The 13111-nt window shown below is 72.3% G+C and carries 13 protein-coding genes; 7 read left to right on the forward strand and 6 right to left on the reverse strand.

The features are described 5' to 3' along the window. Nucleotides 1-119 precede the first annotated feature (119 nt). The 6 genes from BJ979_RS03030 to BJ979_RS03055 all read left to right on the forward strand — a co-directional run bounded on the left by BJ979_RS03030 (nt 120) and on the right by BJ979_RS03055 (nt 7333). Nucleotides 120-1469 (forward strand): glycosyltransferase, encoded by a 1350-nt coding sequence (locus BJ979_RS03030; RefSeq protein ID WP_246286671.1) that lies wholly within the window; start codon nt 120-122, stop codon nt 1467-1469. Further along, complete coding sequence (locus BJ979_RS03035) at nt 1466-3274, forward strand: right-handed parallel beta-helix repeat-containing protein (protein ID WP_179565052.1); 1809 nt, start codon at nt 1466-1468, stop codon at nt 3272-3274. The genes BJ979_RS03030 and BJ979_RS03035 overlap by 4 nt, the downstream gene beginning before the upstream one ends. Next, nucleotides 3271-4374 carry a right-handed parallel beta-helix repeat-containing protein gene (locus tag BJ979_RS03040; RefSeq protein WP_179565054.1) on the forward strand — a complete coding sequence of 368 codons (1104 nt, stop codon included), beginning with the start codon at nt 3271-3273 and terminating at the stop codon, nt 4372-4374. Before BJ979_RS03035 ends, BJ979_RS03040 begins: the two co-directional genes overlap by 4 nt. A gap of 94 nt (nt 4375-4468) precedes the next feature. Further along, on the forward strand, nt 4469-5878 hold the full coding sequence (locus BJ979_RS03045) for a UDP-glucose dehydrogenase family protein (protein WP_179565056.1): 1410 nt from the start codon (nt 4469-4471) through the stop codon (nt 5876-5878). A 73-nt stretch (nt 5879-5951) separates the two neighbouring features. Beyond that, nucleotides 5952-6485 (forward strand): hypothetical protein, encoded by a 534-nt coding sequence (locus BJ979_RS17480; RefSeq protein WP_179565058.1) that lies wholly within the window; start codon nt 5952-5954, stop codon nt 6483-6485. Between the two features lie 110 nt (nt 6486-6595). Beyond that, nucleotides 6596-7333 carry a DnaJ family domain-containing protein gene (locus BJ979_RS03055; RefSeq protein WP_179565060.1) on the forward strand — a complete coding sequence of 246 codons (738 nt, stop codon included), beginning with the start codon at nt 6596-6598 and terminating at the stop codon, nt 7331-7333. Nucleotides 7334-7479: 146 nt separating this feature from the next. Here BJ979_RS03055 and BJ979_RS03060 read toward each other — a convergent pair whose 3' ends face one another. The 3 genes from BJ979_RS03060 to BJ979_RS03070 form a co-directional block, all read right to left on the reverse strand. Further along, on the reverse strand, nt 7480-8244 hold the full coding sequence (locus tag BJ979_RS03060) for a HEAT repeat domain-containing protein (RefSeq protein WP_246286673.1): 765 nt from the start codon (nt 8242-8244) through the stop codon (nt 7480-7482). Between the two features lie 64 nt (nt 8245-8308). After that, nucleotides 8309-8965, reverse strand: a complete 657-nt coding sequence (locus tag BJ979_RS03065; protein ID WP_179565062.1) for a response regulator transcription factor — start codon at nt 8963-8965, stop codon at nt 8309-8311. After that, nucleotides 8962-10620, reverse strand: a complete 1659-nt coding sequence (locus tag BJ979_RS03070) for a sensor histidine kinase (RefSeq protein WP_179565064.1) — start codon at nt 10618-10620, stop codon at nt 8962-8964. Before BJ979_RS03070 ends, BJ979_RS03065 begins: the two co-directional genes overlap by 4 nt. A 163-nt stretch (nt 10621-10783) precedes the next feature. Here BJ979_RS03070 and BJ979_RS03075 point away from each other — a divergent pair, with 163 nt between their 5' ends. Further along, nucleotides 10784-11194, forward strand: a complete 411-nt coding sequence (locus BJ979_RS03075) for a hypothetical protein (RefSeq protein ID WP_179565066.1) — start codon at nt 10784-10786, stop codon at nt 11192-11194. Between the two features lie 17 nt (nt 11195-11211). On the opposite strand, the gene BJ979_RS03080 is transcribed toward BJ979_RS03075, so the two are convergent. The 3 genes from BJ979_RS03080 to lepB all read right to left on the reverse strand — a co-directional run bounded on the left by BJ979_RS03080 (nt 11212) and on the right by lepB (nt 13088). After that, on the reverse strand, nt 11212-11874 hold the full coding sequence (locus BJ979_RS03080) for a ScbR family autoregulator-binding transcription factor (RefSeq protein ID WP_179565068.1): 663 nt from the start codon (nt 11872-11874) through the stop codon (nt 11212-11214). 135 nt (nt 11875-12009) lie between these two features. After that, nucleotides 12010-12174: a hypothetical protein gene (locus BJ979_RS03085; RefSeq protein ID WP_179565070.1), complete on the reverse strand. Its 165-nt coding sequence runs from the start codon at nt 12172-12174 to the stop codon at nt 12010-12012. 116 nt (nt 12175-12290) lie between these two features. Then, nucleotides 12291-13088, reverse strand: coding sequence for a signal peptidase I (lepB, locus tag BJ979_RS03090; RefSeq protein WP_179565072.1), 798 nt, complete (start codon nt 13086-13088; stop codon nt 12291-12293). Nucleotides 13089-13111: the final 23 nt, after the last annotated feature.

Genomic DNA, 13111 nt, shown 5'->3' on the forward strand with positions numbered 1-13111 from the left:
GGGAGAAACCCGGAAGCGGCGGACGCCGAGCGGCATCCTGCCTAACTTCGTGGCCATCGACCGCGCCGACAGGAGACCGCGCGACAGGCGCACCGACCGACACCGGGGGGATGATCGGATTGGACCTCCAGCAGCTCTGGAATCAGCTCGCCGGCAGCCTCGGCCTGTTCATCGACGGCCTCGGCGGCGTCTTCAGCGACATCCGACCGTTCATCCCGATGGCGATCGCCGGCACGATCGTGTGGAGCATCTGGTTCGTGCGCTTCGTCATGTCGCACTCGGCGAAGCCGATCGTCAACGAGTTCTCGACCACGACCTCGATCGTGGTGCCGTCGTTCCACGAAGACCCCGACATCCTGCTCGACTGCCTCGAGACGTGGCGGGCGCAGGATCCGACCGAGATCATCATCGTGCTCGACGTGGCCGACCTCGAGGCCTACGACCGCATCACGGCGGTCGGGGATGCGCGGGTCACCCCGGTTCTCTACGAGCACGTCGGCAAGCGCTCGGCCCTCGGCGTGGGCATCCGCATGGCGAAGGGCGAGGTGCTGGTGCTCGTCGACAGCGACACCCGCTGGACGCCGGGGCTGCTCGACAACGTGCAGATGCCGTTCGTCGACCCGGAGGTCGGCGGGGTGAGCACGCAGCAGAACGTGTTCCAGCGCGAGACGAGCGTGTGGCGGCGCATCGCCGACTGGATGGTCAACCTGCGCTACGCCGACTACGTGCCCGCGCAGGGCAAGGCCGGAGCCGTTGCCTGCCTCTCGGGGCGCACCGCCGCCTACCGCCGCGCGGCCGTGATGCCGGTGCTCGACCAGCTCGAGAACGAGTTCTTCCTCGGAACCCGCTGCATCGCCGGCGACGACGGGCGCCTCACCTGGCTCGTGCTGTCGAGCGGCTACACGACCCGGCACCAGTCGTCGGCGAAGGCGCTGTCGATGTTCCCGGCCACGTTCCGCGCCTTCGTGAAGCAGCGGGTGCGCTGGAGCCGCAACAGCTTCCGCTGCTACCTGACGGCGATCTTCCAGGGCTGGCTGTTCCGCCAGCCGATCATCACCCAGCTGACGGTGCTGCAGATCCTGCTCACCCCGGTGACGATGGGGATGAGCCTCACGTACCTGATGTTCTCGCGCCTCGATCTGACGCCGATCGGCATCGCGCTGACGCTCGGCTGGGTGCTGCTGGGCCGCGGCATCCGCGGCATCTCGCACCTGCGCCAGCACCCGCGCGATGTGCTGCTGCTGCCGCTCATGACGCTGACCGTCATCCTCGTCGCCCTGCCGATCAAGGCGTGGGCCTTCGTGACCATGAACAAGCAGGGCTGGCTGACGCGCAAGGCGGGCCAGATCGGCGGCGACGGGCAGGATGCGGCGAGCCTCGAGCCGGCGACGGCCGTGTCGTCGACACGGTCGGCTCGCCCCGCGCCGGCTCCCGAGCGCGAGCTGGAGCCCGAGGAGGTGGCGGCATGACCCGCCCGACGAAGAGCACCCGCACCGGCCGTTCGGGTGCCCGCACCCTCGCGATCGTGGTCGCCGTCGGCGCCGTGATCGTGACTGTCGCGGGCATCGCCGGTCCGCCCATCGTCGGACTCATCACGCACCCCGACGGCCGCCGCGACCTGCCCTCGGCGGCGCCGGTCTCCGGCCGCGCCTACTCCGGCGACCCGGCCAACGAGGCCGCGCTCGTGAAGCACGAGGCGCAGCGCGTGGTCGATGCGCAGGCCGCCGCGGCGACCGCCGCGGGGCGCAAGGTCGACGTGACGCGCTCGTTCCGGGTGCTGACCGACGGCAGGCCGACCCTGGTGCTGCCGGGGCGGGCGACGCCGTACACGCTCGGCGAGCTCGCATCCACCTCGCCCGATTCGGTGCGGGATGCGGGCGGCGGCGCCGTCGACGTGCTCGAGCACGTGCTCGTCACCCGCGGCGCGACCCTGCAGCTCGGCGCCGGCCAGACCGTGCGCCTCGCGAGCGACGCGAGCGGCTTCGCGAGTCTCGTCTCGGTCGGCGGCACGATCGCGAGCGCCGGCACCGCCGAGGCGCGCACCGTGATCGAGAGCTGGGATGCCGCCGCCGGCGCCCCCGATCAGGCGACCGCCGACGGCCGCGCCTATGTTCGGGCGAACGGCGGCGCGCTGACGCTCGCGAACACGGATGCGAAGGGGCTCGGCTTCTGGAGCGGCGCGACCGGCGGACTCTCCGCCTCGCTCGCGACCGGCACGACCCGCGCGCTGAACCAGATCGGCTCGTCGACCGCGGGAACCCCCTCGGTCTCGCTCGCGCCCTCCGGCTCGGCGACGACGAGCGTGGTACTCGACGGCGTCGCGACCGACGGCAACGCCTACGGCCTCTTCCTCGACGGCGTGAGCGGCGCATCCATCACCGGCGGCACGATCGCGAACAGCCTCGTCGACGGCATCTACCTGCGCAGCTCGACCGACACGAAGATCACCGGCACGAAGCTGACCGGCAACGCGAAGGACGGGCTGGTCGCCTCGACCGCCTCGTCGCGCCTCGTGCTCGACAAGGTCACGGCGTCGAAGAACTTCCGCAACGGCATCACGATCGACGGCCGTCCCGTCGAAGATGGACCCAACCCGAGCGGCGCCGGGGTCAAGGGCGCCGTGAAGTCGGCGACGATCACCGGCCTGACCGCGACCGACAACCAGCGCTACGGCGTCGACGTGCTCGGCGGCTCGCGCACCACGATCTCCGGCGGATCCCTGACCGGCGGGCTCATGGGCGTCGCGCTGCGCAGCGGTGCGGCGTCGACGTCGATCGAGAAGGTCGCGATCCGCGGCCAGCAGCAGCACGGCGTCGCGGTGCTCGACGACACCCGCGGCGGCAAGCTGACGGGCAACCGCATCGACGACACCGGCATCGGCATCTACGTGCGCAACGCCGGCGCCGTGCTCACCGGCAACAAGGTGACGGATGCGGCGGTCGACGGCATCGCGCTCGTCGGCACCCTGAGCGGCACCCGCGTCACCGGCAACACGATCTCGGGCACCGGGGCAGGGGCGATCGACATCGACCGCGCCATCAACCCGCACGTCGAGAACAACATCGTCGACGGCTGGGTCGCCAGCCAGTCGCTGAGCCGCGTGATCGGCGGCATCTTCAGTCCGCTCACCGTGATCTGGTCGGCCGTGCTCGCGCTCGTCGCCTTCGCGGTGATCTACCGCCTCGGCGCCCGCGACCGGCAGCGCCAGCGGGCCCCCCTCCAGTCCTTCAGCCGCGGCGTCATGACGCGTGAAGCCGCAGGGAGCATCCGATGAACCTGAACCGCAGAACCCGCACGATCGCCCTCGCGACCGGCATCGCCGTCGTCGCCGGAGGCCTTGTCGCCGGGGCCGCCGTCGCGGCCAACGGATCGGGGGCGGCGGATGCGCGCGGCGGCTCCGCGAAGCCGGCCGCCGCATCCACCTCGCCGTCGGCGGCGGCCTCGCCGAAGAGCAGCACCGCGGCGAGCAGCACTGCGGCGAGCGCCGCCTGCGCAAGGCCCACCACCACAGTGAGCTCGGCCAAGACCCTCACCGCCGCCCTCAAGTCCGCGAAGCCCGGCGCCGTCATCAAGCTCAAGGCCGGCACCTACACAGGCGACTTCACCGGCAAGGCCGACGGCACCGCGACTCAGCCCATCACGGTCTGCGGCGCCGCGGATGCCGTCATCTCGACCGGCAGCACGAGCGACGGCTACGGCTTCCACATCGACGGCGGCGACTACTGGGTGCTCGACGGCTTCACCGTCACGAAGTCGCAGAAGGGCGTCATGGTCGACGCCGCGAAGAACGTGATCGTGCGCGGACTCACCGTGACCGGCACCGGCGACGAGGCCATCCACCTGCGCGAGAACAGCACCGACGCGCAGATCGTCGGCAACACGATCTCGAAGACCGGGCAGCGCAAGGCCGACTTCGGCGAGGGCATCTACGTCGGCTCGGCCGAGTCGAACTGGAAGGACATCACGAAGGGCCAGCCCGACCGCAGCGATCGCGCGCTCATCCAGGGCAACCGCATCAGCGGCACGACGGCCGAGTCGATCGACGTCAAAGAGGGCACCACCGGCGGCACGATCACCGGCAACGTCTTCGACGGCACCGGCATGAAGGCCGCCGACAGCTGGGTCGACATCAAGGGCAACGGCTACACGGTTACCGGCAACAGCGGCACAGCCGCGCCCGAAGACGGCTTCCAGACCCACCAGATCGTCGACGGCTGGGGTACCGACAACGTCTTCTCGGGCAACCGGGCGGATGTCGACGGCTCCGGCTACGGCATCAACGTCACCAAGAAGCTGACCAACGTCGTGCGCTGCGACAACAGCGCCACCGACGCGGCCAAGGGCCTGTCGAACGCCGACTGCACGCCCGTCTAGACCATCCATCCACCTACCGACCCGCCGGCCCCTCGATCCACCCCGCCGGCACGAGTCCCCCGCCCATCCGCAACCCGTCAGGAAGGAACGCACCGTGAGCACCTCGAACGCACCAGAGAACCCCGACGCGACCGGCGGCGCCGAGCGCACCCGCATCACCGTCGTCGGCACCGGCTACCTCGGCGCCACGCACGCCATCTGCATGGCGATCCTCGGCTACGACGTGCTCGGCGTCGACGTCGACCCCGGCAAGGTCGACCGGCTCGCGCACGGCGACGTGCCCTTCTTCGAGCCGGGGCTGCCCGAGAAGCTCGCCGAGGCGCAGGCGACCGGGCGCATCCGCTTCACGACAGATTTCGACGAGGCCGCCGACTTCGGCGAGGTGCACTTCATCTGCGTCGGCACCCCGCAGAAGCCCGACAGCTACGCCGCCGACCTGCGCTACGTGCAGTCGGCCGTGCGCGAGCTGGCCTCGCGCATCCACGGCGACGCGCTCATCGTCGGCAAGTCGACCGTGCCGGTCGGAACGGCGGCCGATCTGGCCGAGCTGGCCGACGAGGTCAGCCCCGAGGATGCGCGCATCGAGGTCGCCTGGAACCCCGAGTTCCTGCGCGAGGGCTTCGCCGTCGACGACACGCTGCACCCCGACCGGCTCGTGTTCGGCGTCGCGTCGGAGCGCGCCGAGGCGACGCTGCGCGACGTGTTCAGCCCGATCGTCGACGAGGGCGTGCCGGTGCTCGTGACCGACATCCCGACCGCCGAGCTCGTCAAGGTCGCCGCGAACTCCTTCCTCGCCACGAAGATCTCGTACATCAACGCGATGGCCGAGGTCTGCGAGGCCACGGGCGCCGACGTCGACTCGCTGTCGGCGGCGCTCGGCCTCGACGACCGCATCGGCTCGCGCTTCCTCAAGCCCGGGCTCGGGTTCGGCGGCGGCTGCCTGCCGAAGGACATCCGCGCTTTCCGCGCCCGCGCCGAAGAGCTCGGCGTCGGCGACGCGGTCGCGTTCCTGGCCGAGGTGGACGCGATCAACATCCGCCGGCGCACTCGCACCGTCGACCTCATCCGCGAGCTCGTCGGCGGCGACCTCAGCGGCAAGCGGGTCGCCGCGCTCGGCGCCGCGTTCAAGCCGAACAGCGACGACGTGCGGGATGCCCCCGCTCTCGACGTCGCGCGCCTGCTCTACCTCGAGGGCGCCCACGTCACCGTCTACGACCCCGAGGCGAACGCCAACGCGCACCGCGCCTACCCCGACCTCGACTACGCCGAGTCGCTCGACGGGGCGGTGGTCGACGCGGATGTCGTCGCGCTGCTGACCGAGTGGTCGGAGTTCCGCGAGGCCTCGCCCGAGGCTCTCGAGCAGGCCGGCGCGCATCCCCGCATGGTCGACGCCCGCGACGTGCTCGACCAGGAGGCCTACGTGGCAGCCGGCTGGGAGTTCCGCGCCCTCGGCCGGCCCGCCCCGCAGTCTGTCGGTGTCGCGGCCCGGGTGCCCGCCCACTGACTCACCATCACTCGTCTCACCAACGAACAGCGGGCATCCGACGGGGGGTCCGCGCGAAAGGATCAGGATTCCGATGAAGACGCTTCCTGCTGTCATCGCCGTCGGAGCTCTCGCCATCGTGGGAGCCGGAGCGGCCGTGCAGCTCAACACCGATACGCACGACGAATCGACGAAGACCCTCGCGGGCTCGGCGATCGAGGTCACCGAGACCGCTCCCGACAGCGCGCCGGCTCCGGCCGCACCGCTGCCGGTGGTCGCGCCGACCACGCCGCCGCCGGCCGAGACGCCGGTCTCGAGCGGCACCGCGGCGCAGCCTGCGCCGGCTCCGGTCAGGAAGGCCGCGCCCGCGCCGGCTCCGGCGGCGCCCGCACCGGCGCCGGTTCAGCAGCCCGCCCCGGCTCCGGCTCCGCAGCCGGCCGCGCCCTCCAACCGCGGCAACGGCGGCGGATGGAGCGGCGGCGGTCACGACGACGGACACCACGGTGACGGTCGCGGCGGCAACGGCGGATGGGGCGGCGGCGATGACCACCGCGGCTCCGGCGGCGGCGACAACCGCGGAGGCGGCAACGGCGGCGGATGGGGCGGCGGCGGTCACCGCGGCCGCTGACCCTCTTCCGCTGAGGGGTCGCACAGGCCCCGAGATCGAGCCGAATCGGCACGATTCCGGGGCCTGCGCGACCCCCACGTGTCCCCGGCGGGTTGGTAGCGTCGAAGCACATGGGCGGCGTCGATCCAGAGGATGCAGGGCGCGGCCGGCGCGAGCCGTCGGCCCGCCAGCGGGGCGCGCCGTCCGGCCGCCCGCGACCCGAGCCGCGTCGCGAGCCCGGACCGCGTCGCCCCTCCGAGTCCCGTCCCGAGGCCGAGCTCCGTCCCGAACCCGAGGCGCTGCGCCGCCAGCGTCGGCTGCGCGGCGAAGCCGACCTCGACGAGGGATCCAACGCGACGCTCTGGGCGCCCGACCAGCACACGGCGCGCATCGAGACCGAGATCCAGCAGGCCATCCGCCGCGGCGAGTTCGAGAACCTGCCAGGAGCAGGCAAGCCGCTGCGCGGCATCGGCGGACGCATGGACGAGGACTGGTGGATCCGCCAGAAGATCGAAGACGAGGAGCTCGGCGGACTCGGCCCGCCCGCCCTCACCCTGCGCACCGAGAACCAGCGTCTGGATGACCGACTCGACCGGATGCACCGCGAGTCCGAGGTGCGCGAGCACCTGACCGACTTCAACGCGCGCGTGATCGAGGCGCGGCGGCAGCTGCTCGGCGGCCCGCCCGTCGTCACTCCGACCCGCGACATCGACGCCGAGGTGAAGCGCTGGCGCGAGCGCCGCGCCGCCCGGGCCGAGGCTCGGGCCGAACGCGAGGCTGAGGAGGCGCGCGCCGCCGCCGAGGCCCACGTGCCGTCGTGGTGGGAGCGCGCCCGCGAGCGCCGCCGCGCCCGTCGCGCCGAGCGCTGACCCGAGCGCCGCATCCGCAGCCCGGTCACATCCGTTCCAGCCCGCCCCGATCCTCCCGCACCCGACGCAACTCAGGAGAAACGCGCCGATCCGGCCCGTTTCCCGGCAGATCACGCCGCTTCTCCTGAGTTACGTCGCTGCGCCAGTCAGCTGGATGCGGCGGGCGGCTCGCCCGACGGCGAACCCGAGGCATCCGGCAGCGCGTCGAGCGCGATGATCCGCCGCGCCTCGATCACCGCGTCGTCGAAGTCGGCGTCGGGGTTCGCGAGCAGGTGCACGGTCGCGAGCGCGTGCGTGCGCACGGCGAGCTCGGGGTCGCGCGTCGCGGCCTCGACGACCGGGCCGGCGACGTCGTCCAGCATCCCGAGGGCGCGGCTCAGGCTGCGGCGCAGTCCGTGGTCGCCGCGCCCGAGCTCGGTCGCCAGCTCCGCGGCGAGCGCCGTGCGGTCATCGACGGTCGGCGGCACTAGGCCGGCGGCGGTGCGCCACGCGGCACGCGCCACGTCATCCGACTCGTCGTGCAGCAGCCCCGGCGTGATCGCCGGCCACGCTCGCGCATCCCCGATCTTCGACAGCGTGTGCAGCGCCTGACTGCGCGCCTGCACGACCGGCGACGTCAGCTCCTGCACGACGCGGTCGACCGTGACGGCCGGGTCGTGGCGGATCAGCGCCCACGTCAGCATCTCGCGCACGAAGAAGTCGGGCTCGACGGCGCAACGCGCGACGAGCACATCGACGTAGGCGTCGTGCGGGCGCGTCCCCGCGGTGAGCGCGGCCTGCAGCCGATGGGATGCGTCGCCGGCCTCGAGGGCGACGGCCAGCCGCCCGGCGGCCGCCACAGCGTCCGCTGTCGTCGGCCCGTCGACGGGAGTCGCGTCGCCGTTCGCAGCGTGCGTCGGGTCATCGGTCATAGTCAGCCTCCGCGTCCATTCGACACCGTCCGACCGCGTTCCGGCCGAGTGTGACGCAGATCGCTCACGCCCCGATCCGGTACCCCTCACCGCGCACCGTCTCGACCACATCCGCCCCGAGCCGGCGCCGCAGGTGCCGCACGTAGACGTCGATCACGTTCGAGCTGCGCGCCGTCTCGATGCCCCAGATGTCGGCGAGCAGCTGCTCGCGGGTGACCGTCGCCCCCGGGCGACGCATGAGATACTCGAGCAGCTCGAGCTCGCGGATCGGCAGCGTCTCGCTGACGTCGGGGGTGGATGCGGTGCGCCCCATCAGATCGAGCGTCAGGTCGCCGACGACGAGCACGGTCTGCACGGCGCGCGCCTTGCGCAGGTTCGCCTCGACACGGGCGACGAGCTCGTCGAAGCGGAACGGCTTGGGGATGTAGTCGTCGGCTCCGGCGGCGAGTCCGCGCACGATGTGCTGCGGCGCGTTGTCGGCGGTGACGAGCAGGATCGGCAGCGAGCCGTCGAGTCGGCGGATGCGCTCCAGCACGCTGATGCCGTCGAGCTCGGGCAGCCCGATGTCGAGCAGCACGAGCTGGTACCTGCCCGACAGCGCGGCGTCGAGGGCGGCGGTTCCGGTGGCGACCCGCTCGACCAGGAATCCCGCGCGGCTGAGCGCGCGCACGATCAGCGACGCGAGGCGGTCCTCGTCTTCGGCGACGAGGATCGAGGTCATGCGCCCCGGCCTCTCGGCGAGGTGGATGCGCGCTCCCGTTCCTCCTGCAGGGCGCCGAGGCCGGGCACGTCGTCGAGGCCGGCGGCCTCGTCGTGCCGCTCGGCGGTCTCGACACCGTCTCCGCCGCGCGGCGACGCGACCGGCGCATCGTGGCCCGATCGATGCTCGGCACTCGCGTCCGCGTCCGTCGCCGACCCCGCCGACTCCCGCGCCAGCCGGCGCTCCTCGTCGATGCGCAGCGCCGCCGCCGAGAGGCGCGGCAGCACGAGGCTGAACGTGTTGCCGCCCTCGTCGACGCTGAGTTCGGCGCGTCCGCCGTGCCCGGCCGCGATGGCGCTGACGATCGCGAGCCCCAGCCCGGTGCCGTCGGCGCGCTCGGCGTCGGCACCGCGCACGAAGCGGTCGAAGATGCGCCCGCGCAGCTCTTCGGCGATCGGCTCGCCGTGGTCGCGCACCGAGAAGCGCACCTCGTCGCCCTCGCCGACGCTGCTGAGCTCGACCGGGGCGCCGGCGGGCGAGTACTTGTCGGCGTTCTCGGCCAGCTGCAGCCAGGCCTGGATGACGCGTCCGCGATCGAGGCGCGCCTCGCCGGTCGCGCGCTGGGTCACCGACCACGGCCGGTCGGAGAGCACCGCCGCCCGCGCCAGCACGTCGTCGGTCAGCAGCGTCAGGTCGACGACGCCGAAGTCGGGCACTGCGGTGCGCACCTCGGTCAGGTCGGCGAGGTCGTTGAGCAGCAGCACCATCCGGTCGATCTCCTCGATGCCGATGCGCCGCGCCTCGGTCACCTCGCGCTCGTCGGCGGCGTCGAGCAGCTCGAGCTCGCCGCGCACGATCGAGAGCGGCGTCTTCAGCTCGTGCCGCACATCCTCAAGCAGCTGACGCTGCTGGTCGACGCCGGTCTGGATGCGGTCGAGCATCGAGTTGACGGTCACGGTCATCGCCGACACGTCGTCGCGCCCGGCGACGGGGATGCGCTCGTCGAGCGCGTCGGTCGAGATGCGGGCGGCGGTGCTGTTGAGTCGGCGCAGCGGCTTGAGCAGGCGACCGGCGATGAGCCAGCCGATGACGCCGATAACGACCCACGACAGGGCGGCGATGCCGGCGTAGACGCGGAAGGTCGCGTCGAGCGAGGCGAGCTGCGCGTTCGTGTCGATCGCGACGACGTAGATGCCGGTGTCGGAGCTCGAGCCGATCGTGATGGGCGCCGCGAGGTAGCGGAACACGGTGCCGTCGTCGTCGCGGAAGGTGTTCAGCCGCGGCTCGCCCGTCGCTGCCGTGCGCACCACGGAGGTCGTGAAGCCGGGCACCTTCTCGAGCTGCACGGCGTCGCCGGTGCCGGGCGAGTACTTCGCCGTGCCGTTGAGGATGCCGAGCGTGCCTCCGGCGTCGGGCGGCACCGACACCGTCATCAGCTTCTCGAGCGCGTCGCCGACGCTGGGGAAGCTGTCTTCGGCATCCACGATCTGGCGCGCCTCGGCGAGCTGGCCCTCGAGCCGGTCGTCGACGGCCTGCAGTGTCGCGGTGCGCTGCAGCTCGTAGGAGACGATGCCCGCGACGCCCAGCCCGAAGGCCGCGGTCACGAGGATGCTCACGACGATGCGCGAGCGCACCGACCAGGTCGCTCGACGGATCCGTTCCCCCAGGTTCGGCATCACGTCAGTATCGAATCAGCGCCGGGCCGCTTCGCCGTGGATTAAACATCTGTCACGCAGTTTCAGCGGGGATCCAGGTTTCCCGGGTCGCCGTCGCCTCGCACACGTCGCCGTGTGACACCACCCCTGGCGTGTCGGCGCGCCGTGTTCCTACCCTGGTGCCGTGCTCATCGAGGCCGCGGCATGGCGCCGCCGCACCCGACTGCCCGACGACCTGCGCGACGAGCTGCTCGCGCTCGACCCGTGGCTCTTCGAGGAGAAGGTGCGCGGGTCGATCCACGAGGTCGGCGGACGCGGGCCCGGCTACCGCTCCACGGTCGACGCCGAGTGGATGCCGCTGACGGTCGTCGCGAGCGGCGCCCGCCTCGTCGTCTGGGGCAAGGGCACGAAGTGGATCGACCTGCCGCCGGCGCACCCGTGGATGCGTGAGGTCACGCTCGAGGGCCCCGACCGCATCTTGCTCGTCTCGGAGCTCGCCGATTCGCATCCGGGCCTCTCGGGTCGGCTCGAGGTGCGCTTCCGCACCTCCCGGGCGCGCGAGCTCGCCGCCTGGCTCGAGGCCCCGCCCGCCTGACACCGGCCTGACGGCTGTCAGCCGCGGGGCGCCGAGTGCGGGGAGTCGGGCGCTTCCTCGCCGCCGAAGACGACGGGGATCAGCGCGAGCAGCTCGTCGAGACGACCCGGCGCGACGAGACCGGGCAGCACGATGCGCCACAGCTCTTCGAGGCGGTCGACGAGATCGACCCAGTCGGCGGTGACGCGCGACGCGATCTGGATGCCGGTGAACGACGAGCGCAGCACACGGCCGACCGCGGCCGCGTCGAGGTCGGGGGCCAGCTCACCGAGCTCGATCGCCCGGGCGACGAGGGCCGCGGTCGCCTCCGCCCACGCCTCGTAGGGGTGCTTCGCCAGGTCGGGGAACTGCTCGACCGACTCGGTCGAGAGCCGCAGCCCGGCCTGCACGACCTGATCGCCCTGGATCTGCCGCGCCAGATCGCGGCTGACCTGGATGATCGCGTGCATGCCGTCGACCCCGGCCGGCAGCGCGATCGACCGCGAGTGCTGCTCGCGGATGAGCTCGGCGGCGAGCTCGTGCTTCGACGCGAAGTGGAAGTAGAGCGAGCCCTGGGTCACGCCGGCGCGGGCGATCACGTCGGCGAGCGTCGCGCTGGCGAAGCTGCGTGCGGCGAACACCTCGGCGGCGGCGTCGATGATCGACTCGCGGGTCGCGATCGCGCGGGCTTGCTTCGGCACGGCGTCAGTATGCCGGTGCTCGCTATGGATGCCGCACACCGCTTGGCGCGCCTGCGCGAGCCGGCCGGGTCGGGGTCGGGGTCGGCTGAGCCGGGATCGGTCGAGCCGGAGTCGGGCGTGCCGGAGTCGCGCGGATCATCGCGACTCGACGGGGGCGACGGAGACGGACGGCCTGGGCGAGTGCTGCGACGCCGCCTCGTCGGGGTGCGCCGACAGGAATCCCGCCGCCACGCCGACCACGACGGCGGCGACGATGTAGATCCCGCAGAGGATCAGCGCGCGGCGTCGGGAGTGGGGCACGCGTCATGCTAAACCGACTGCGTTCCCTGTTTTGCCGAGATCGCGCAGACCTCACCCCCGGTCTCGCCCCTCACGTTCCCCGTGCAGGCGATATGCGCCCCGATCGGGGGTCGCGATCAACCGTGGTCGCGGCGATCGACCTCGGAGAACGACTCCGGATGGTTGTCGAGCCAGCCCCACCGGCTCGTCGGCCAGCTGAGCACGAAGGCGCGGCCGACCACATCCGAGTACGGCACGAAGCCGCCGCCGGGCTCGTCGACATGCGCCCGCGAGTCGCGCGAGTTACCGCGGTTGTCGCCCATGACCCAGAGCGAGTCCTTCGGCACGACGACATCGAAGGGCGTGCCCGAGTCGGCGCCGAGCTGCTTGTTCACGAAGGCGTCGTCGATCGGCTGGCCGTTGATCTCGATCTGCCCGGCGCCGGTGCAGCAGGTCACGTGATCGCCGGGCAGCCCGATCACGCGCTTGATGAGGTGGTCGTCGCTGTCGGGCGCGGTCAGCCCGACGACCGAGAGGGTCCAGTCGAGCCAGGTCGGATCCGGTCGCGGCGTCGCCGAAGTGTCGGAGCCGTCGCCGAGCCAGCCGCCCGGGTCGCGGAACACCACGACGTCGCCGCGCTGCAGCGGGAAGACCTTCGGCTGCAGCTCGTTCACGATCACCCGGTCGTCGCGCACGAGCGTCGGGTTCATCGAGTCGGAGGGGATGAAGAACGAGCGGAACAGGAAGGCCTTGATCAGCGCCGAGATCACCACCGCGGCGACGATGATCACGACGAGATCACGCAGGAACGTCGTCCACGTGGCGGGCCGGCGCTCGCGTCGCAGACGGCCGCGGAGTCCGCGCGCGGGCATCGCGGTATCGCCGCCGACCGCGCTGCTCGCCGCCGCCGGTCCTGTCGTCGCCGCGTCGCTCATCCCGCACGCCCCTCGCCGCCCGT

This window comes from Schumannella luteola (genome assembly GCF_013408685.1).
In the GTDB taxonomy this organism is placed as follows: Bacteria; Actinomycetota; Actinomycetes; order Actinomycetales; family Microbacteriaceae; genus Schumannella; species Schumannella luteola.

Bases quoted from the DNA above. Each gene is read 5' to 3' on its own strand.
- BJ979_RS03040 (WP_179565054.1), top strand. From the start codon at position 3,271: ATGAACCTGAACCGCAGAACCCGCACGATCGCCCTCGCGACCGGCATC.
- lepB (WP_179565072.1), bottom strand. From the start codon at position 13,088: ATGAGCGACGCGGCGACGACAGGACCGGCGGCGGCGAGCAGCGCGGTC.
- BJ979_RS03055 (WP_179565060.1), top strand. From the start codon at position 6,596: ATGGGCGGCGTCGATCCAGAGGATGCAGGGCGCGGCCGGCGCGAGCCG.
- BJ979_RS03060 (WP_246286673.1), bottom strand. From the start codon at position 8,244: ATGACCGATGACCCGACGCACGCTGCGAACGGCGACGCGACTCCCGTC.
- BJ979_RS17480 (WP_179565058.1), top strand. From the start codon at position 5,952: ATGAAGACGCTTCCTGCTGTCATCGCCGTCGGAGCTCTCGCCATCGTG.
- BJ979_RS03070 (WP_179565064.1), bottom strand. From the start codon at position 10,620: ATGCCGAACCTGGGGGAACGGATCCGTCGAGCGACCTGGTCGGTGCGC.
- BJ979_RS03065 (WP_179565062.1), bottom strand. From the start codon at position 8,965: ATGACCTCGATCCTCGTCGCCGAAGACGAGGACCGCCTCGCGTCGCTG.
- BJ979_RS03035 (WP_179565052.1), top strand. From the start codon at position 1,466: ATGACCCGCCCGACGAAGAGCACCCGCACCGGCCGTTCGGGTGCCCGC.